Source organism: Asanoa siamensis, assembly GCF_016862555.1.
Taxonomy (GTDB): domain Bacteria; phylum Actinomycetota; class Actinomycetes; order Mycobacteriales; family Micromonosporaceae; genus Asanoa; species Asanoa siamensis.
In genome coordinates this window covers 21,409-38,199 of sequence record NZ_BONE01000039.1, presented here as the reverse complement: position 1 = coordinate 38,199, position 16,791 = coordinate 21,409, and the positions used below count along the sequence as shown (strand labels likewise).

Here is a 16,791-nt window from a genome sequence, read left to right as displayed (position 1 = left end):
CTCTCAGGCGCCCGCCGGCGTGTTGAGATCGCCGAGATAGGGCTCCGGCGCACCGAACAGGCCGAGCAGGCCGGTGACCCAGAGCTGACGGTGCACGAACCGGCTGGGCTCGGTGACGACGAGCTTGATCCCGCTCACCTCGGCCGTCTGGAACCCGGCCACCATGGCACTGATGCCGACCGAGTCGATGAAGCTGACCAACCGGAGGTTGAGCTCGATCCGGTTGGGGCGGTCGTCGGTCAGCGCCGCAGCGATGGCCTCTTTCACCTCGTGGGCGGAGTCGACGTCGATCTCACCGCGGGGGGCGATCTCGAGGACTCCGTTGGCACGCCGAGTTGTCACGATCGACAGACTCACGCAACTACCTCCGAGCTCGAACCTCGGTCCGCATCCAGGGGACCTTTCGACAGTACGCGGACCGCGACCGAGGGTATTCGCATCCATCACATGGTCGCCAGCCTTACGGCCGCGTACGTTCCCCTTTCTCGTATTCCGAAACCGGCATAGCCGGCAAAAACCTGAATATGTGACCTTCGACTCGCGTGAACGGAACACACGTGTCGAATTCCGGCCGGCCCCAGCCTAGCGCACGTGTCGGCGGTCACACTGGGTGAGGCGACGCGGACCGTCCACATCGGCCGGCGTGTGACGCGGGTCGCGTCGTCGTGACGATCCGTGGTTTGCGCCGGCGGGCGGCCGGGCACTGAGCAGAGGCCGGACGCGCAGCGTCCGAAGTGGCAGGTCGGCGACCGAGGAGGACTGCAGCGATGTTCGGAACCAACCTCATGGACCGCCGGAGCAGGACCGAGCGGATCAGCGACGACGCCTGGGACCACCTGCGGTCGTTCGTCGACTCGGCGCGGTCCGCGGGGCGGCACACGGCCGGTCTGGCCGGCGACGCGGGCAGCACGGTGACGAGTGCCGTCGGCGGGGCCGCCAGCGTGGTCGGCGGTGCGGCCAACGCGATGGGCGGCGCGGCCGACGAGGCCCGGCGGCGGGCCAGCCTGGCGTACGACGCTCTCGCCGGGCGCCGGATGCCCACGCCGTGGACCCTGGTGATCGCCGTCGCGGCGCTCGGTGCCGCGATCGGCTGGGCCGCCGGCTCGGCGTCCCGGGCCGCGCTCGCCCGGATGGGTGACGAGGCGAACGGGCGGGTCGACGACATCGAGTTCGTCGAAGCCGACCGGCCCAAGTCACCGCTGGAGAGCTGACCCAGCGCGCGCGGGGTTGCCGAACAGCCACGTCGGCAACCCCGCCTTGCGCGTGCATTGACGCCCGACAGGACGCGAGCGATGCTCGTGGTCATGCGTCACCGGCCCGACACGCAGCGTGCCGACCTGCCACTGCCGGAGACGCAGTCCTTCCGGGTCAGTGACCTCGACGAAGCGCGGGCCATCTGCACCGAGTACTACTACGAGGTCGCCCTGGACCTGCTCGACCGGTCCCGGCCGCTGGCGTTCGCGGCCGACCTCGTCCGGCTCGGGCCCGTCACCGTCGGCGACATCCGGTTCGGGGCCGACGTCGCGATCGGGGCCGACATCCTCGACGCGTACCACGTGAACCTGCCCGTCGCGGGCGCCATCGGCAGCGAGCACCGCGGCGCGATCACGGTCGCGAGCCCGCGGCGCGCCGCCGTCTACCGGCCCGGCGCGGGCGCGCACGCCGGGCGGTGGTCCGCCGACTGCCGCAGCCTCGGCATCCGGGTCGACCGGGCGAGCCTGGAGGCGGAGCTGGAGGCGCTGGTCGGCCGGCCGATCCGCGGGCCGATCCGGTTCGGCCCCAGCTTCGACACCACCATGGGCGCGGGGCTGACCTGGTCGCGGATGGCCAACCTGCTGCGGTCGGAGCTGGAGAACCCGCACAGCGCGCTGCTGCAGCCGCTGGTCGCGGAGCGCTACGCGCAGGGCATGCTGAGCGGGCTGCTGTTCGCGACCGACCACCAGTACGCGGAGGCCCTGACCGCGCACGTGCCGCCCGCCCGGCCGCGGACCGTCCGGCGGGCTGTCCAGGTGATGGAGGCCGACCCGACCCACCCGTTCACCACCGCGGAGCTGGCCCGGCTCGCCGGCGTCTCGGCGCGCGCGTTGCAGGAGGGTTTCCGCCGGCACGTCGGCCTCTCCCCCATGGCCTACCTCCAGCACGTGCGGATGGGGTACGCGCGGGAGGAGTTGCGGCATCCGGTGCCCGGGCGCGACACCGTGGCGGCGATCGCGCACGCGTGGGGATTCGGCCACCTCGGGCGCTTCGCGGCGGCCTACCGGGAGAGGTTCGGAGAGTCGCCGTCGGCGACGCTGCGCGGGCGCTGAGGGCTATTCGCCCGGGTCGCCCCGGCGGTCGGGCGGCGTCCGCTGGGCCGGGATGAACGGCCCCGTGCGGGTCTTCGCGTGCCCGTCGGGCGCGCGCAGCCCGGCGAGCACCCGATGGGCGGCGGCGAGGCCGTCCTCGGTGGCGGCGGTGAGCGCCGAGCAGTGGCCGTTGCCACCGTCGGCCCGCAGCGTGGCCTGGAGCCGGTCGTAGCGGTGCAGGAAGTCGACCGCGCCGGTGAGGGCCGCGACCGCCCGCAACATGTCACCTTCAAGGTCCGGCATGGACACGTCCCTCCCGTGCGGATCGGACGGACTGTAGGCCGGTGCCCGCGCGCCGTCGATCCACTTGGCGCCGGAGCTATCCGGATCGCGCGGGCGGCTGGAGAGCGCGTTCGACGGTCCGGCGCAGGGGTTCCGGGTCACGGCCGAGCACCGTGCGCAGGTCGTCGGTCTGGCGTTCCAGGGCGCCGGCCCGCGCCAGGCCCATCAGGAAGCCCATGGGGCCCGCCACCGGCTCGTCGAGGTGCTTCGTCGGCCGTCCCGTCACCTCGGTGAGCACCTCCGCGAGTCGCGGATAGGTCCAGAGCGGCCCGGTCAGGTCGTAGGCGCGGCCGAGGTGCGCGTCGTCGGTCAGCACGGCGGCGGCCGCCGCGGCGAGGTCGGCGCGCGTCGCGGTGTTGAGCCCGCGCCCGCCCGTGTCCGACCGCAACAGGCCGTCGGCGACCGCGGCGCGCAGGCCGGCCTCGACGAACGCGTCGGTGTAGAAGGGATGCCGCAGGATCGTGTGCGGCAGGCCGCTGTCGGCGATCGCGCGCTCGGTCCGATGGTGGGCGGCGTTCATGCCCGCACCGTCGCGGTCGGCGCCGAGAAAGCTGGTGTAGGCGATCCCGCCCACGCCGTTCGCGACCGCGGCGTCGAGCACCGCCCGGTGCTGCCGGACCCGGCGCTCGGTGTCGAGGTCGGGCGAGGAGATGAGCAGGACCCGCTCGGCACCTCGCAACGCCGGCCCGAGGCTGGCCGGGTCGTCGTAGTCGCCGTGCCGCACCTCGACGCCGGCGTCGGCGAGCTTGGCCGGGTCGCGCACGACGGCGACGACCCGGGCCCGTCCGCGCAGTTCCTCGACGACGAGCCGTCCGAGCGCGCCGGACGCCGCGCAGATAACGATCATGAGGCCAAGGCAACACGGTCCGGCGCGCGGCCGCCACCGAGTTTCGACGTCAGCGCGGATCGCGCCGCAGCGGGTGGTCCGCGGGCACCTGGACGATCACGATGGGCACGCCGTCCGGGTCCTCGATCCCCATCTCGATCAGCCCCCACGGTTCCGTACGCGGTTCGCGGGTGACGGTCACCCCCGCGGCCACGAGGCGAGCGTGCTCGGCCCGGACGTCGCGGACCTGCAGCCAGATCCGCAGCGGTCCCGCCGGTCCGTCGGGCGCGGTGCCGGACACCTCGAGCAGTCCCTGGCCGAGGAAGAAGACCAGCCCCGGCTCGTCCGGCGGGCCGAACTCGCGGTAGACCGCGAGCCGGAGGACGTCGCGGTAGAACCGTTGGCTGCGCGCCCGGTCGGCGGGGCGGAGCAGGACGCGGCTGCTGAGGACCTCCATCGCTCCACCATGCGCCCCGTTCGGTCCGATTGATCCCGAACCAAGGGGATTACGGCGGATAATCGCCAGGTGTCCGAGCGCACAGGTCCCCCGTACCCCAGGCCGTGGCTCCTGGTGGTGCCGCTGTTGATCGGCGCGGCGGTCGCGGTCGCGCTCGGCGTGTTCGGCAGCGTGCACGAACCCACCGGCGAGGTGCCCTGGCAGCGGCCGTTCCCGTCGATCTACGCGATGAAGGTGTGGTTCAGCCTCGGCGTTCTCCTGCTCGCCGCCCTCCAGCTCTGCACCGCGCTCTGGATGTACGGCAGGCTCGGCCTGCGCGCCCGGCCGTGGCTCGGCCCGGTGCACCGCGCCAGCGGCTACCTCGCGTTCGTGGTCAGCCTGCCGGTGGCCGCCGCGTGCCTGTGGGCGATGGGCTTCCAGTCCTACGACGCCCGGGTCCTCACGCACAGCATCCTCGGCACCATGGTCTACGGCGCGTTCGTGGCCAAGGTCATCGTCGTGCACAGCCGGCGGCTGCCCGGTTGGGCGATCCCGGCGGTCGGTGGACTGCTCCTGGCCACCGTGGTGGGCGTGACCGCCAGCAGCGCCCTCTGGTGGATCGCGACGTTCGGACTGCCGAGATAAATCCCGGCGTACGCGGGCCGTCGGCGGTTAGGTTGCCGGGCGTGGGGCGATTCTCTCGGTCAACCTCGCGGTGCCGGCCCCGACGACCTACGCGCCACGCTCACGGAGCGCCTCCCCCGGCGCGGCAAGGCCCCGGGCCGGCAGGTCCTCGTCGGCGAACCGCGCCCGGGCGGCGGCGCAGAAGCGTTCCACCTCCGTCGGGTCCGGCTCGACGCCCGCCGCCAGCATCGCGGCCTGGAGGCGTTCGGAGCGGAGGCCGCCGTGCGCCGCGACCAGGTCCGCGGTGACCGGTTGCACCACGAAGTGCAGGTGGCGGCGGTGGCCCGGCCCGTGCGCCCAGAGGCAGACGTAGGGCTGCTCCGGCGTCCCCAACTCCTCGACGACGCGGGTCGTCCGGCGCAGCAGTGGGCCGAACTCCGCCGTCGCAGCGTCGGGCAGGTCGGCGATCGCGGTGACGTGTGCGAGCGGGCTGAGCACCAGGGTGCCCACGTTGAGGGGCCCGACCACGTGGCTGACCACCCAGGACGCGGTCCGGTGGAGGATGCCGCCCGGCAGCGGGCGCCGGCCCGCGATCAGGTCGCAGCCGAGGCAGCCGACCACCGTCACGAGGGCTTGCGCGCGACGGCCGCGTACTCGGAGGTCGGGGTCGTGTCGTTGCCGTCCGGGCGCCACCGCGAGCAGGTGACCAGGCCCGGCTCGAGCAGGTCCCAGCCGTCGAAGAAGCGGGCGATCGTCGCCGGGTCGCGGACCGTCATCGGGGCCGCGCCGCCGTCGTTCCACATCGCGACCGCGCGGTCGACCGCCTCCGGGTTGACCTCGCGCGTCGGGTGCGAGATCACCAGGTAGCTGCCCGCCGGCACCGCCGCCGTCAACGTCGCGACGATGTCGCGGGCCTGGTCGTCGTCGGTGACGAAGTTGAGGATGCCGAGCAGCATGATCGCCACCGGGCGGTCGAGGTCGAGGGTGCGGGCGGCGGCAGCGAGGACGGCCGACGGGTCCCGGACGTCCGCCTCCACGTAGGCGGTCGAGCCGGTCAGCAGCGCCCGCGCGTGGACGAGCACCAGCGGGTCGTTGTCGACGTAGACGACCCGCGCGTCCGGCGCCACCTGGTGGGTGTTGTCGGCCGTCGGCAGCCCGGCGCCGAGATCGAGGAACTGGCGGACGCCCGCCGGGCCGGCCAGGTGCCGGACCGCCCGGCCGAGGAACTGCCGGTTGAACCGCGCCGATTGGACGAGTTCGGGCAGGAAGGCGAGCACCTGCTCGGCCGCCGCCCGGTCGGCCGGGAAGTTGTCGGTGCCGCCCAGCAGGTAGTTCCACAGCCGCGCCGAGTGCGGGACGCTCGTATTCAAGAGGTTCTCATCGACGCCCGTCATATCGCCTCCCGGGGTCAGCATAGGGGCGCGCGGACCGGTCAGGAATCGAGAAGCACGGCGGGTGGGCGCGGACCTAGCGTCGTACCCATGGAACTCACCATTCGCTGGACATTTCTCCCGCACACCGATCCCGAAAAGTCTCTGGCCTTCTACCGCGACGCCCTCGGCTTCACGGTGCACAACGACGTCGGGCAGGGCACCATGCGGTGGATCACCGTGGGCCCGACCGACCCGGCCGGCACCGCGATCGTGCTGACGCCGCCCGCCGTGGACCCGAGCACGACCGACGACGAGCGCCGGATCATCGGCGAGATGATGGCCAAGGGCAGCTACGCCAGCATCGTGCTGGCGACCGCCGACCTCGACGCCACCTTCGCGAAGATCCGCGACGCGGGCGCCGAGGTGGCCCAGGAGCCGACCGACCAGCCATGGGGCGTACGCGACTGCGCCTTCCGTGACCCCGCCGGCAACCAGGTGCGGATCAACGAGGTCCGCTGAGCGGAAACGTCGTACCGGCCGCGTAGCATGGCCAAACCCTGCCCGTACGCAGCGAATTCCCGCCGAAACGGATGGAGCACCGATGAGCAAGACCGCCTCGACGCACCTCGCCGACAGCCACGACCTGATTCGTGTGCAAGGCGCCCGCGAGAACAACCTCAAGGACGTCAGCGTCGAGATCCCGAAGCGCCGCCTGACGGTCTTCACCGGCGTGTCCGGCTCGGGCAAGAGCTCGCTGGTCTTCGACACGATCGCCGCCGAGTCGCAGCGGATGATCAACGAGACCTACAGCGCGTTCGTGCAGGGTTTCATGCCGACGCTCGCGCGGCCGGAGGTCGACCTCCTCGACGGCCTGACCACGGCGATCATCGTCGACCAGGAGCGGATGGGCGCGAACCCCCGCTCCACGGTCGGCACCGCCACCGACGCCAACGCCATGCTGCGCATCCTGTTCAGCCGGCTGGGCCAGCCGCACATCGGGCCACCCAACGCGTTCTCGTTCAACGTGCCGTCGGTGCGGGCCAGCGGCGCGATCACGGTCGAGCGCGGCGGCAAGACCAAGGCCGAGAAGGCGACCTTCAACCGGTTGGGCGGCATGTGCCCGCGGTGCGAGGGCATGGGCTCGGTCAACGACATGGACCTGACCCAGCTCTATGACGCCAGCAAGTCGCTCAACGAGGGCGCGCTGACGGTGCCCGGCTACAGCATGGACGGGTGGTACGGCCGGATCTTCCGCGGCAGCGGCTTCTTCGACGCCGACAAGCCGATCTCCAAATACAACAAGCGGGAGCTGCACGACCTGCTGCACAAGGAACCGACCAAGATCAAGGTCGAGGGCATCAACCTGACGTACGAAGGCCTGATCCCCAAGATCCAGAAGTCGATGCTCTCCAAGGACGTCGACGCGCTGCAGCCGCACATCCGCGCGTTCGTCGAGCGGGCCGTCACGTTCACGATCTGCCCCGACTGCGCGGGCACCCGGCTGGCCGCCGAGGCGCGGTCGTCGAAGATCAAGGGCAAGAACATCGCCGACATCTCGTCGATGCAGATCAGCGACCTGGCCTCCTGGGTACGCGGCATCGACGACCCCTCCGTGGCCCCGCTGCTGAGCGGGTTGCAGCACCTGCTCGACTCGTTCGCCGAGATCGGGCTGGGCTACCTGTCGCTCGACCGGCCGTCGGGCACGCTCTCGGGCGGCGAGGCGCAGCGCACCAAGATGATCCGGCACCTGGGTTCGTCGCTGACCGACGTGACCTACGTCTTCGACGAGCCCACGATCGGCCTGCACCCGCACGACATCGCCCGGATGAACGGCCTGCTGGTGCAGCTGCGCGACAAGGGCAACACGGTGCTCGTCGTCGAGCACAAGCCCGAGGCGATCGCGATCGCCGACCACGTCGTCGACCTGGGGCCGGGCGCCGGCACCGCGGGCGGCGAGGTCGTCTTCGAGGGCACGGTCGACGGCCTGCGCGCGAGCGGCACGCTGACCGGCCGCCACCTCGACGACCGGGCATCCCTGAAGCCGTCGGTACGCAAGCCGTCGGGCGCGCTAGAGGTGCGCGGTGCCAACCTGCACAACCTGCGGGACGTCGACGTCGACATCCCGCTCGGCGTGCTCGTCGTCCTGACCGGCGTGGCGGGTTCGGGCAAGAGCTCCCTGGTGCACGGCTCGGTCGCCGACCGCGAGGGCGTGGTGACGGTCGACCAGGGTGCGATCCGCGGTTCGCGGCGGAGCAACCCGGCGACCTACACGGGCCTGCTGGAGCCGATCCGCAAGGCTTTCGCGAAGGCCAACGGGGTGAAGCCGGCGCTGTTCAGCGCCAACTCGGAGGGCGCCTGCCCCACCTGCAACGGCGCGGGCGTCATCTACACCGACCTGGGCATGATGGCGGGCGTCGCGACAACGTGCGAAGACTGCGAGGGCAAGCGCTTCGACGCGTCGGTGCTCGACTACCACCTGGGCGGCCGCGACATCAGCGAGGTGCTGGCGATGTCGGTGACGGAGGCCGAGGAGTTCTTCGGGTCGGGCGACGCGAAAACCCCGGCGGCGCACCAGATCCTGTCACGCCTGGCCGACGTGGGTCTCGGCTACCTGACGCTGGGCCAGCCGCTGACGACCCTCTCGGGCGGTGAAAGGCAGCGCCTGAAGCTGGCGACCCGCATGGGCGAGAAGGGCGGGGTCTACATCCTCGACGAGCCGACGACGGGCCTGCACCTGGCCGACGTGGAACAGTTGCTGGGCCTCCTCGACCGCCTGGTCGACACGGGCAAGTCGGTCATCGTCATCGAACACCACCAGGCCGTCATGGCCCACGCGGACTGGATCATCGACCTGGGCCCGGGCGCCGGCCACGACGGCGGCCAGATCGTCTTCGAGGGCACTCCGGCCGACCTGGTGGCGGCGAAGTCGACGTTGACGGGCAAGCATCTGGCGGAATACGTGGGCTAGCCGCGCGGGCGGCGGGCTCGCACTGGACGACTCCGCGCCGGCGGCTGCGCGGTCGGGGCGGCGGGTCGCGCGGACCTGTGCCGGACGAGCGCGCCGGCTCCCGGTGCGCAAGACCTGCTGGTGTGGGCGCGCCGGACGAGCCCGCCGGCTATCGCGGTCGCGGTGGCGGGCTCGCGCGGACCTGCGCCCAACGACCTGCCGGCTCCGTGTCGGCAAGACCTGCTGGCGCGGGCCCACCAGACGCACCCGCCGCCGGCTGCGGACGCGGCGACGGGCTGGCGCAGATCTGCGGAGAATGGGCCCGTCGACTCCCGGTCCGCAAGCCGTGCTGACGTGCGCGCGCTAGACGAGCCCGCCGCCGGTTGCGGTCACGGCGGCGGGTCCGCGCGGACCTGCCGAGTGAGCCCGCCGGCTCCCAGGCCGCAAGGCGTGCTGACGTGCGCGCGCCAGACGAGCCCGCCGCCGGGTTACGGTCACGGCAACGGGCCCGCGCCAGCTCCCGGTCCGCAATGCCGATGTGGTCGATCGGGCCCGCTGGGCGGGGCCGATGGCCGCCTCGATTCGGGATCGCACGACCGCGCAGATGACCGGCCACTGTGGATCGTATGCGACGATTCTGATCGGGTCCCGGCGGTTCACAGGTCCGCGATCGTCAGCCAGTCGGCGGCTCGTGGGCGGTAGCCGTACCTCTGGATCAGGCCGTGGACGATCGCCGGTGTGTGGCCCGCGCCGTAGACGACCGCTACCTCGATCGGGTCGTCGCCGCGTTGCTCGTGCAGGCGGCAGAGTGCCGCCACCAAGCGTTCGTCGCGTGAGCCGAGGAACGCCGCCTCCAGCGCCTCCGGCAGGTCGTTGTCCTCCTCCTCCTGGTGGGTCAGGGGCAGGTCGTTGGTCTCCATCGAATGCGACCAGATCGCCCGCGTGCCGCCGAACAGCCGGGTGATCAGCACCAGCGGGAGCACCGCCCACATCGTCAGCCTGAAGGCCAGCGGAATCCGGCGCCACCCCGCCGCGAACTCGTCCGCGGTCACGTCCGGCCGGACCACCGGCACCCCGAGTGCCTGGTAGTCGATGTCCTGCCGCACCAACTGCGCCCGGCGGTTGAAGCGCAGCACCGTGTAGCTGAGCGTCAACGCGCCGACCAGCACCGAATGCTTCCCGCCGCCCGCGCCGCCGACGCCCTCCGCCACGACGATGTCGGCCGTCCGCAGCCGCTTGGCCACCGCCGCGTAGAACGTCGGCTTGGCCATGTGGATCATCGGGTAGAGCACGAACTGGAGCGCCGATCCCTGGCGCCGCAGTCGGATGACGGCCGAGCGTACGGCGAGATCCGTGACTTCGATGATCTGCATGTCGCGCTCCCCGCACAGTGGACCGTCATGGTGACACCGCCTGTCCAGAGCGGAGCGCGGCCAGCGTGGCGGCGAACTCGTCGGGCGACAGGTAGACCCGGTTGCGGTGCAGGGTCCAGTGGCGGCGCCACGTCCAGGCCTGCCGGCGCCAGATCGGCGTCTCGACGTCGCGGTCGGGGTCGCTTGTGGACACCCAGATCTGCCAGGCGTCGAAGCCGGCCGCCTGGCCCGCCCAGACCCGCGTCACCCGGTTCCAGGGCACGACGCGGGTACGCGTGACATGACGGATCTTGACGCCGCGCTCGCTGACGTAGACGCCGACGAGCACCGTCCGCCAGAGGACGACCTCGAAGGTCAGCACGAAGGCGACGACGAAGGGCCACCCGTCCGGCGGCGAGGTGCGAATCGCCGCCGTACGGCCGGATCCACGTCGACATGGCCGCATCGTAGAGATCGACGGCAAGCGTCAGTCAGGCGAACACCGCCGCGGCCGCGGCCCCCAGCGCCCTGACGCAGGCCGCGACCGCGGGGTGGTCACCCGAGCCGCGCCGGAAGGCGACCCTCGTGCGCCGCCGGACGGTCAACGGCACCAGCTCGACACCCGGCGGTGGCTGGCCGACCGCGAGCTGCGGCACCAGGCCGACACCGTGGCCCGCGGCGACGAGGGCGAGCACGGCGGCGAAGTCGTCGGCGTGGTGGTGCACCTCAGGCCGGAAACCGGCCAGCTCGCACGCGTGCAGGGCGACCGTGTGGCAGAGCGTGCCAGGAGTGCCGACGATCCAGGCGGCGGTGCGCGCCGACCGCAGCGGGTCGGCGCCGTCGTACGCGTGGGTCGCCGGCAGCGCCAGATAGACCGTCTCGTCGAGCAGCGGCGTCGAGTCGAGCGCCGGGTCCGGCTCGACCGGCACGATGTCGTAGTCGTGCAGCAAAGCCACGTCGAGGCGGCGGCCGCGCAGCGCGTCGGGCACATCGACCGGGTCGAGCTCGGTGACCATCAGATGGAGCCCCGGATGCGAGCGGGCGAGGGCGACGAGCGCGGTCGGCAGCAACGTGCGCACGGCACTCGGGTACGCGCCGATGCGTACGGTCCCGGACAGCCCGCCCCGGGCGGCGGCGAGCGTGGCGTCGGCGGCCTCGAGCGCGGCGAGCACCACCTCGGCGTGCCGGACGAGGGCCTCTCCGGTCGGGGTGAGCGCGACCCGGCGGCCGGCCCGCTCCAGCAACCGCACGCCGGCCTCCCGCTGCAACGCCGCGAGTTGCTGCGACACCGCGGACGGCGTGTAGGTGTGCGCCTCCGAGACGGCCGCGATCGTGCCGAGCCGGGCGAGGTCACGCAACAGCCGCAGGCGGCGGACGTCAAGCATCAGCTCAGCTTACGTAACCGTTGAGGAACCGGAACTGGTGCTTCACGGTCAACGGCCGTCAGGCTCGAAACCATGACACCGACAGGTTTGTACGTGCCGCTGGTGACCCCGTTCGACGCGGCCGGCGGAGTCGCGTTCGACGCGCTGGCCACGCTGGCGCGCGAGGTGCTGGCGGCCGGGGCGGCGGGCCTCGTCGCCCTGGGCACCACCGGCGAGCCGCAGGCGCTGGCGCCGGACGAGCGCGCGAAGGTCCTCGACACGATCGCCGGGATCCACGCGGAGCACCCGGGCACGGGCCTGCTGGTCGGCGCCGACAGCGAGGCGGAGGTGCGGCCGCTGGCCGGGGTCACCGCGGCGCTCAGCCTCGTGCCACCGTTCCTGCGCCCGGGCGAGGAGGCGGTGGTGGCGCACTTCGCCCGCCTGGCGGCCGCGTCGCCGGTGCCGCTGGTCGTCTACCACGTGCCGTACCGCACCGGGCAGCCGTTGTCCGCGGCCACGCTGCGGCGCCTGGCCGCGCTGCCTGGCGTGGTGGGGATCAAGCACGCCGCGGGCATCGACGCCGACACCGTGGACCTGCTCGCCGACGTGCCCCCCGACTTCGCCGTCCTCGGCGGCGACGACGTGTTCGTCTCACCGCTGCTGGCGATGGGCGCACACGGCGGCATCCTCGCGTCGGCCCACCTGGCGACGGCCTCGTACGCCGCGCTGGTCGCGGCCTGGCGGGCCGGGGACGCGCCCCGGGCCCGCCCGCTGGGCCACCGGCTCGCCGCGCTGTCCGCGGCCCTGTTCGCGGAACCCAACCCGGCGGTGGTCAAGGCCGTCCTGCACGCGCAGGGCCGGATCCCCACCCCGGCGGTACGCCCACCGCTGCTCCCCGCCACCCCGAATTCGATCAGCAGCGCGCTGGCCCACCTGGCCCGGGCCTAGGTCATCCCTGGGCCAGGCGGGACAGGTGGTCCCACTGCTCGAGTCCCGCGAGCCGGCCCGCGTACTCGGTCCGCAGCGCCTCGAGTCCGTGGGTGCCGAACAGCACACGCAGCGGCGGGTTCGGCGTGTCGGCGAGGGCGAGGATCGCCTGGGCGGTGGCGGCGGGGTCGCCGGGGACGAACCCGGAGCGGGCCGCGTCCGCGTAGAGGGCTTCACGGGCATGGGCGTACGCGGGGTGCGCGGCGGCCTGGGGCGACGATTCGGCCAGCCCGGTGGGGAACATGATCGGTTCGATCAGCGTGACGTGGATGTCGTACGCGGCGACCTCGGCGGCCAACGATTGGCTCATCGCTTCGAGGGCCCACTTCGACGCCTGGTAGATGCCCAGAGACGGGTGGGCGATCAGGCCACCGAGGGAGGAGACCTGCATGATCCGGCCACGGCGCCGGCTGCGCATGCCGTGCAGCACGGCGCGGGTGGTCCACAAGGCGCCGAAGTAGTTGACGTCCATCTGCGCGCGGGCCTGCTCGGCGCTGACCTCCTCCACCGCACCGACCAGCATGTGGCCGGCGTTGTTGACCAGCAGGTCGATCCCGCCGAAGCGTTGCTCGGCGGTGGTCACGGCGACGTCGACCGCGGCGCGGTCGGTGACGTCCAGCTCGAGCGCGAGCACCCGGTCGCCGTAGCGGTCGGTCAGTGGCTTCAGTGCCGCGACATCGCGGGCCGCGGCGGCGAGGTTGTCGCCGCGTTCGAGGATGGCCTCGGCCCAGTGGGCGCCGAGGCCACGGGACGCGCCCGTGAGGAACCAGGTGTCCATGGTGATTCTCCCAGGATCGGTCGGATCGGTCGTGATCGAGCCTGCGGTGGTCCCGACAGTCTTGGCAGAGTGAGCTTCACCCTGTCGAACGCGTACGCGGCGCGGAGACTGAAGGGGTGGAGGCCCGACTGCTGGCAGAGTTCCTGAAGGTCCGCCGCGACGCGCTGACCCCCGGCGAGGTCGGCCTGCCGGGGGCCGGCCGGCGCCGGACCCCGGGCCTGCGCCGCGAGGAAGTCGCCGCGCTGGCCGGAATGTCGACCGACTACTACACCCGGCTGGAGCAGCAGCGGGCCACCGCCGTACCGTCCGAGGCCGTTCTCCGCGCCCTGACCCGGGCGTTGCGGCTGAGCCGGGACGAGCGCGACCACCTCTACCGGCTCACCGGTCACCGTGTTCCCGAACGCCACACCGACGACCGGCACGTCGCTCCGGCACTGCTCAGCGCCCTCGACGCGCTGACCGACATCCCGGCGCAGGTGATGACCGATCTCGGCGCGACGCTCGTCCAGAACGCCCTGGCGCGCGCCGTCTTCGGTCCGCCGACCGGCGACGGCCCGGAGGCGAGCTTCGTCTACCGCTGGTTCCGCGACCCCGCCGCGCGCGACGGCTATCCGGTCGAGGACCACGCCGCGCAGTCCCGTGCCCTGGTCGCCGACCTGCGTGCCGCCGCGACCCGCCGCCGTGACGCTCCGGCCGAGGCGCTGGTCGCCCGCCTCCTGGCCGAGAGCGCCGAGTTCGCCGCGCTCTGGAAGCTGCACGACGTCGCCGTGCTGCGCCACCGCTACAAGCGGATCCGGCATCCCGAGGTCGGCCTGCTCGAGTTCGACTGCCAGTTCCTTCTCGACGAGGAGCGGGCGCAACTCCTCGCCATCTTCTCGCCGCTGCCGGGAACGCCCACCGCCGAACGCCTCACGCTGCTGGCGCTCGCGCACGACGCCGTCGGCTAGCGGGTCCAGCGGACGACGGCCTCCGTGCGGCTGCGGACGCCGAGCTTGGCGAAGATGTGGTTCAGGTGGTTCTTCACCGTCTTCTCGGTCAGCCAGAGCTGTTGCGCGATCGCGGCGTTGGACAGGCCCTCGCACAGCAGGTTCATCACCTCGAGCTCGCGCTCGGTCAGGCTGCCGTACGCGGGGTCGGTGCGCTGGGGGGTGCTCCGCGCGCGGGCCATCGACACTGCCACGGACGCGGCGATCGGCGAGAGCCAGCCGCGGCCCCCGACCACCTCGTGGACGGCACGCACCAGGTCGCCCGGCTTGAACTCGCCGTGCACCAGGTAGCCGCGGGCGCCCCGTTGCAGCATGTCGGCGATGATCCGCGGTTCCTCGGTGCTGGTCAGCACGAGCACGGCGGTGAGCCGCCCGAGGGCGTCGACGACCGACAGCCCGTCGGCGATCGGCATCCGGTGGTCCAGCAACGTGATGGCCGGGCGCAGCCGCTCCGCCAGGGCCAGCGCCTCGCGGCCGTTGCCGGCCTCCCCCACGACCCGGATCGTCTCGTCGGCGGCCAGGATCCCCTGCAGCGCCGCCCGCATGATCGGGTTGTCGTCGACCACGAGCACGTCGATCGTCGACGCCACGGCCCGCATCAGCGCGCTCCGACCGGGCGGTGCGCGTCCAGCGGCACGTAGACGGTGATCGTGGTGCCGGAGCCCGGCTCGGAGGCGATCCGCAGGACACCGCCGGCCGTCCGGGCCCGCTCGGTCATGCCCACGATGCCGAAGTGGCCGGCGGTCTGCAGGCCGGAGAGGTCCGTCGGCACGGTGAAACCCACCCCGTCGTCCGAGATCGCGAGCAGCAGGCCGGGCGACTGCGCCGAGAGCTGGACGACGACCCGACGGGCGCGGCCGTGCCGGGCTACGTTGGCCAGGGCCTCCCGCAGGATCCGGGTCAGCTCGTACGACACCGCGTCGGGCGCGTCGACCGGCGTCACCGAGACCTGGACCGGAATGCCGCTCGACGCGCTCCAGGCCTGGCTCAGCGCGTCGACGCTCGCCGCGAGGTCGCGGACGTCGAAGCGCATCTCCTCCAGCAGCTCCCGGGCCTGCTGGGCGGCCGTGTTGGTGCCGGCGACGACCGTGCCGGCCAGGTGCTCGGCCAGCGCGGGCTGGCGCCGCAGCAGGGACGGCAGGGCGAGCGCGGCGAGGGAGACGCCGCGCAGCGTCTTGGTCACCGAGTCGTGCAGCTCCCGCGCGAGCCGCGCCCGCTCGGAGGCGACCGCCGAGCGCTGGGCCGACGCGACGAGCTGGGTCGAGAGCACGAGATGGTGGGTCAGGACCGTGGTGGCGATCGCCGCGCCCGTGCCCGCGAGCGCCGAGGCCATCGGGAACGCGACCACGAACGCCACGATGTCGAGCGGCGCCTCGGTGCGCCGCAGCATGGCCGCGATGACCGCGTAACCCACCGCGGCGTGGACCACCCAGACCGGCAGGGCGCGCAGGCCGAGCAGCACCCCGGCCACGGCGCCCGCGCCGGCGGCGTAGCAGAAGTAGGCGACGCTGCCGTGGCTGACGGCGAGCACGGCGAGGACCAGCGCCGAGTCGACCGCGAGCACGGCGACCGGCCGGGTGACCAGGCCGGGCCAACGGCCGAGGGCGGCCAGCTGGGCGGCCGTCGCCACCGTGACCAGGGCGATCACCGAGATGACCGGCACGCGGTCGTGGACCAGCAGCAGGCCGGCCGCCGCCGCGGTCATGGTGGCCGCCGCCCGGCCGATCAGCACCGCCCGGGCCAGTGCCGCCGCAGCGACCTCACGGCCGACACCCACCACTTGCCGCTCCCCCTCGCTTGCAGCCGCAGGCTATAGGAACCGGATCTGGCCTGGTTAGCGGCTTAACCAGGATTTCAGGAGATGACGACCTGGTCGACGTCGGGCGCCGGCGACTCGTCGTTGAACAGGGACACGCGCAGGGGGCCGGCGGGCAGGTCCGCGGTGAACCGGAAGGACCGCGGCGTCGTCCAGTCGGGGCCGCTCACCTGCCAGGTGCGCGGCGCGGCGCCGTTGACGCTCACCTTCAGCGACCGGTAGCCGTCGGTCTCGTACACGACGGTCACCGTGCGCCGCCCGGAGACCGGCACCGTCCCGTGCAGCGTCACCACGCAGGAGAGGCAGAGGTACCGCACCCGGGCGCCGCCGCGGCAGGTGGCGCACTCGGTCGGTGCCGCGCCGCCGGTCAGGACGTTCCCCGGGTCCTCCGCCTCGATCGTGACGGGTACGAACCGGGCGGAAGGGCTGGCCGAGGGAGAGGTGGCCGGTGCTGACGACACGACGGTCGGGGCGGGCGACGAAGCCGCGGCCGGCGGGTCGTGCCGCGGGGCGATCAGGGGTGGCACGGCGACGGTGGCGACCCCGACGACGGCGGCCACCACCGCGAGACCCAGCCACTGTCGGCGGCCGGGGCGGTGACGGCCGGGCAGGGTGTCCGGCGCGATGCCGTTCGCCACGGGCACTCCTCGTCAGGGCTGGCCGATCCGCCGGGAG

20 protein-coding genes are annotated in these 16,791 nt (G+C 72.9%); 7 read left to right on the top strand and 13 right to left on the bottom strand.

All coding sequences use genetic code 11. The features are described 5' to 3' along the window. Positions 1-3: 3 nt before the first annotated feature. Positions 4-357: an STAS domain-containing protein gene (locus Asi02nite_RS23305; RefSeq protein ID WP_203716022.1), complete on the bottom strand. Its 354-nt coding sequence runs from the start codon at positions 355-357 to the stop codon at positions 4-6. Between the two features lie 410 nt (positions 358-767). Here Asi02nite_RS23305 and Asi02nite_RS23300 point away from each other — a divergent pair, with 410 nt between their 5' ends. Continuing rightward, a complete protein-coding gene (locus Asi02nite_RS23300) occupies positions 768-1,211 on the top strand; it encodes a hypothetical protein (RefSeq protein ID WP_203716021.1) in 444 nt (147 codons plus the stop codon). 93 nt (positions 1,212-1,304) lie between these two features. Continuing rightward, positions 1,305-2,306 carry an AraC family transcriptional regulator gene (locus tag Asi02nite_RS23295; RefSeq protein WP_203716020.1) on the top strand — a complete coding sequence of 334 codons (1,002 nt, stop codon included), beginning with the start codon at positions 1,305-1,307 and terminating at the stop codon, positions 2,304-2,306. Positions 2,307-2,309: 3 nt separating this feature from the next. Here Asi02nite_RS23295 and Asi02nite_RS23290 read toward each other — a convergent pair whose 3' ends face one another. From Asi02nite_RS23290 to Asi02nite_RS23280, 3 genes are all read right to left on the bottom strand, one after another. Beyond that, positions 2,310-2,588, bottom strand: coding sequence for a hypothetical protein (locus Asi02nite_RS23290; RefSeq protein ID WP_203716019.1), 279 nt, complete (start codon positions 2,586-2,588; stop codon positions 2,310-2,312). A gap of 76 nt (positions 2,589-2,664) precedes the next feature. Then, on the bottom strand, positions 2,665-3,474 hold the full coding sequence (locus tag Asi02nite_RS23285) for an NAD(P)H-binding protein (protein WP_203716018.1): 810 nt from the start codon (positions 3,472-3,474) through the stop codon (positions 2,665-2,667). A gap of 49 nt (positions 3,475-3,523) precedes the next feature. Further along, positions 3,524-3,910 carry a VOC family protein gene (locus Asi02nite_RS23280; RefSeq protein WP_203716017.1) on the bottom strand — a complete coding sequence of 129 codons (387 nt, stop codon included), beginning with the start codon at positions 3,908-3,910 and terminating at the stop codon, positions 3,524-3,526. A 69-nt stretch (positions 3,911-3,979) separates the two neighbouring features. Between Asi02nite_RS23280 and Asi02nite_RS23275 the strand changes: the two genes are divergently transcribed. After that, positions 3,980-4,534 (top strand): DUF6529 family protein, encoded by a 555-nt coding sequence (locus tag Asi02nite_RS23275; RefSeq protein ID WP_203716016.1) that lies wholly within the window; start codon positions 3,980-3,982, stop codon positions 4,532-4,534. Positions 4,535-4,621: 87 nt separating this feature from the next. Here the strand turns inward: Asi02nite_RS23275 and Asi02nite_RS23270 are convergent, their stop codons facing one another. Together Asi02nite_RS23270 and Asi02nite_RS23265 are read right to left on the bottom strand one after the other, a co-directional pair. Then, entirely contained in the window at positions 4,622-5,140 is a 519-nt protein-coding gene (locus Asi02nite_RS23270) for an HIT family protein (protein ID WP_203716015.1), read from the bottom strand. Further along, a complete protein-coding gene (locus Asi02nite_RS23265; protein WP_203716014.1) occupies positions 5,137-5,907 on the bottom strand; it encodes an SAM-dependent methyltransferase in 771 nt (256 codons plus the stop codon). The genes Asi02nite_RS23270 and Asi02nite_RS23265 overlap by 4 nt, the downstream gene beginning before the upstream one ends. 87 nt (positions 5,908-5,994) lie before the next feature. On the opposite strand from Asi02nite_RS23265, the gene Asi02nite_RS23260 reads away from it, so the two are divergent. Both Asi02nite_RS23260 and Asi02nite_RS23255 read left to right on the top strand, forming a co-directional pair. Next, positions 5,995-6,405: a VOC family protein gene (locus tag Asi02nite_RS23260; RefSeq protein ID WP_203716013.1), complete on the top strand. Its 411-nt coding sequence runs from the start codon at positions 5,995-5,997 to the stop codon at positions 6,403-6,405. A gap of 82 nt (positions 6,406-6,487) precedes the next feature. Further along, complete coding sequence (locus tag Asi02nite_RS23255; RefSeq protein WP_203716012.1) at positions 6,488-8,854, top strand: ATP-binding cassette domain-containing protein; 2,367 nt, start codon at positions 6,488-6,490, stop codon at positions 8,852-8,854. A gap of 635 nt (positions 8,855-9,489) precedes the next feature. Here Asi02nite_RS23255 and Asi02nite_RS23250 read toward each other — a convergent pair. The 3 genes from Asi02nite_RS23250 to Asi02nite_RS23240 all read right to left on the bottom strand — a co-directional run bounded on the left by Asi02nite_RS23250 (position 9,490) and on the right by Asi02nite_RS23240 (position 11,570). Then, on the bottom strand, positions 9,490-10,206 hold the full coding sequence (locus tag Asi02nite_RS23250; RefSeq protein WP_203716011.1) for a hypothetical protein: 717 nt from the start codon (positions 10,204-10,206) through the stop codon (positions 9,490-9,492). A 25-nt stretch (positions 10,207-10,231) separates the two neighbouring features. Then, positions 10,232-10,567: a hypothetical protein gene (locus Asi02nite_RS23245; RefSeq protein ID WP_203716010.1), complete on the bottom strand. Its 336-nt coding sequence runs from the start codon at positions 10,565-10,567 to the stop codon at positions 10,232-10,234. A 109-nt stretch (positions 10,568-10,676) separates the two neighbouring features. Then, positions 10,677-11,570: a LysR family transcriptional regulator gene (locus tag Asi02nite_RS23240; RefSeq protein ID WP_203716009.1), complete on the bottom strand. Its 894-nt coding sequence runs from the start codon at positions 11,568-11,570 to the stop codon at positions 10,677-10,679. Between the two features lie 72 nt (positions 11,571-11,642). Here Asi02nite_RS23240 and Asi02nite_RS23235 point away from each other — a divergent pair, with 72 nt between their 5' ends. Beyond that, on the top strand, positions 11,643-12,497 hold the full coding sequence (locus tag Asi02nite_RS23235; protein WP_203716008.1) for a dihydrodipicolinate synthase family protein: 855 nt from the start codon (positions 11,643-11,645) through the stop codon (positions 12,495-12,497). 1 nt (position 12,498) lies between these two features. Here the strand turns inward: Asi02nite_RS23235 and Asi02nite_RS23230 are convergent, their stop codons facing one another. Next, the gene (locus tag Asi02nite_RS23230) at positions 12,499-13,314 is read right to left on the bottom strand and encodes an SDR family NAD(P)-dependent oxidoreductase (RefSeq protein WP_203716007.1); all 816 of its coding nucleotides are present in this window, start codon (positions 13,312-13,314) and stop codon (positions 12,499-12,501) included. Positions 13,315-13,430: 116 nt separating this feature from the next. Here Asi02nite_RS23230 and Asi02nite_RS23225 point away from each other — a divergent pair, with 116 nt between their 5' ends. After that, positions 13,431-14,261 (top strand): helix-turn-helix transcriptional regulator, encoded by an 831-nt coding sequence (locus Asi02nite_RS23225; protein WP_203716006.1) that lies wholly within the window; start codon positions 13,431-13,433, stop codon positions 14,259-14,261. On the opposite strand, the gene Asi02nite_RS23220 is transcribed toward Asi02nite_RS23225, so the two are convergent. The 3 genes from Asi02nite_RS23220 to Asi02nite_RS23210 all read right to left on the bottom strand — a co-directional run bounded on the left by Asi02nite_RS23220 (position 14,258) and on the right by Asi02nite_RS23210 (position 16,754). Then, positions 14,258-14,899 (bottom strand): LuxR C-terminal-related transcriptional regulator, encoded by a 642-nt coding sequence (locus Asi02nite_RS23220; RefSeq protein ID WP_203716005.1) that lies wholly within the window; start codon positions 14,897-14,899, stop codon positions 14,258-14,260. The genes Asi02nite_RS23225 and Asi02nite_RS23220 overlap by 4 nt on opposite strands. Beyond that, positions 14,899-16,080 carry a sensor histidine kinase gene (locus Asi02nite_RS23215; protein WP_203716004.1) on the bottom strand — a complete coding sequence of 394 codons (1,182 nt, stop codon included), beginning with the start codon at positions 16,078-16,080 and terminating at the stop codon, positions 14,899-14,901. The genes Asi02nite_RS23220 and Asi02nite_RS23215 overlap by 1 nt, the downstream gene beginning before the upstream one ends. Positions 16,081-16,154: 74 nt before the next feature. After that, positions 16,155-16,754: a carbohydrate-binding protein gene (locus tag Asi02nite_RS23210; protein WP_203716003.1), complete on the bottom strand. Its 600-nt coding sequence runs from the start codon at positions 16,752-16,754 to the stop codon at positions 16,155-16,157. Positions 16,755-16,791: the final 37 nt, after the last annotated feature.

Excerpts from the sequence above, each read along its gene's own strand:
- Asi02nite_RS23300 (WP_203716021.1), top strand. The coding sequence starts at position 768 with ATGTTCGGAACCAACCTCATGGACCGCCGGAGCAGGACCGAGCGGATC.
- Asi02nite_RS23295 (WP_203716020.1), top strand. The coding sequence starts at position 1,305 with ATGCGTCACCGGCCCGACACGCAGCGTGCCGACCTGCCACTGCCGGAG.
- Asi02nite_RS23290 (WP_203716019.1), bottom strand. The coding sequence starts at position 2,588 with ATGCCGGACCTTGAAGGTGACATGTTGCGGGCGGTCGCGGCCCTCACC.
- Asi02nite_RS23285 (WP_203716018.1), bottom strand. The coding sequence starts at position 3,474 with ATGATCGTTATCTGCGCGGCGTCCGGCGCGCTCGGACGGCTCGTCGTC.
- Asi02nite_RS23280 (WP_203716017.1), bottom strand. The coding sequence starts at position 3,910 with ATGGAGGTCCTCAGCAGCCGCGTCCTGCTCCGCCCCGCCGACCGGGCG.
- Asi02nite_RS23265 (WP_203716014.1), bottom strand. The coding sequence starts at position 5,907 with ATGACGGGCGTCGATGAGAACCTCTTGAATACGAGCGTCCCGCACTCG.
- Asi02nite_RS23260 (WP_203716013.1), top strand. The coding sequence starts at position 5,995 with ATGGAACTCACCATTCGCTGGACATTTCTCCCGCACACCGATCCCGAA.
- Asi02nite_RS23255 (WP_203716012.1), top strand. The coding sequence starts at position 6,488 with ATGAGCAAGACCGCCTCGACGCACCTCGCCGACAGCCACGACCTGATT.
- Asi02nite_RS23250 (WP_203716011.1), bottom strand. The coding sequence starts at position 10,206 with ATGCAGATCATCGAAGTCACGGATCTCGCCGTACGCTCGGCCGTCATC.
- Asi02nite_RS23240 (WP_203716009.1), bottom strand. The coding sequence starts at position 11,570 with ATGCTTGACGTCCGCCGCCTGCGGCTGTTGCGTGACCTCGCCCGGCTC.
- Asi02nite_RS23235 (WP_203716008.1), top strand. The coding sequence starts at position 11,643 with ATGACACCGACAGGTTTGTACGTGCCGCTGGTGACCCCGTTCGACGCG.
- Asi02nite_RS23230 (WP_203716007.1), bottom strand. The coding sequence starts at position 13,314 with ATGGACACCTGGTTCCTCACGGGCGCGTCCCGTGGCCTCGGCGCCCAC.
- Asi02nite_RS23220 (WP_203716005.1), bottom strand. The coding sequence starts at position 14,899 with ATGCGGGCCGTGGCGTCGACGATCGACGTGCTCGTGGTCGACGACAAC.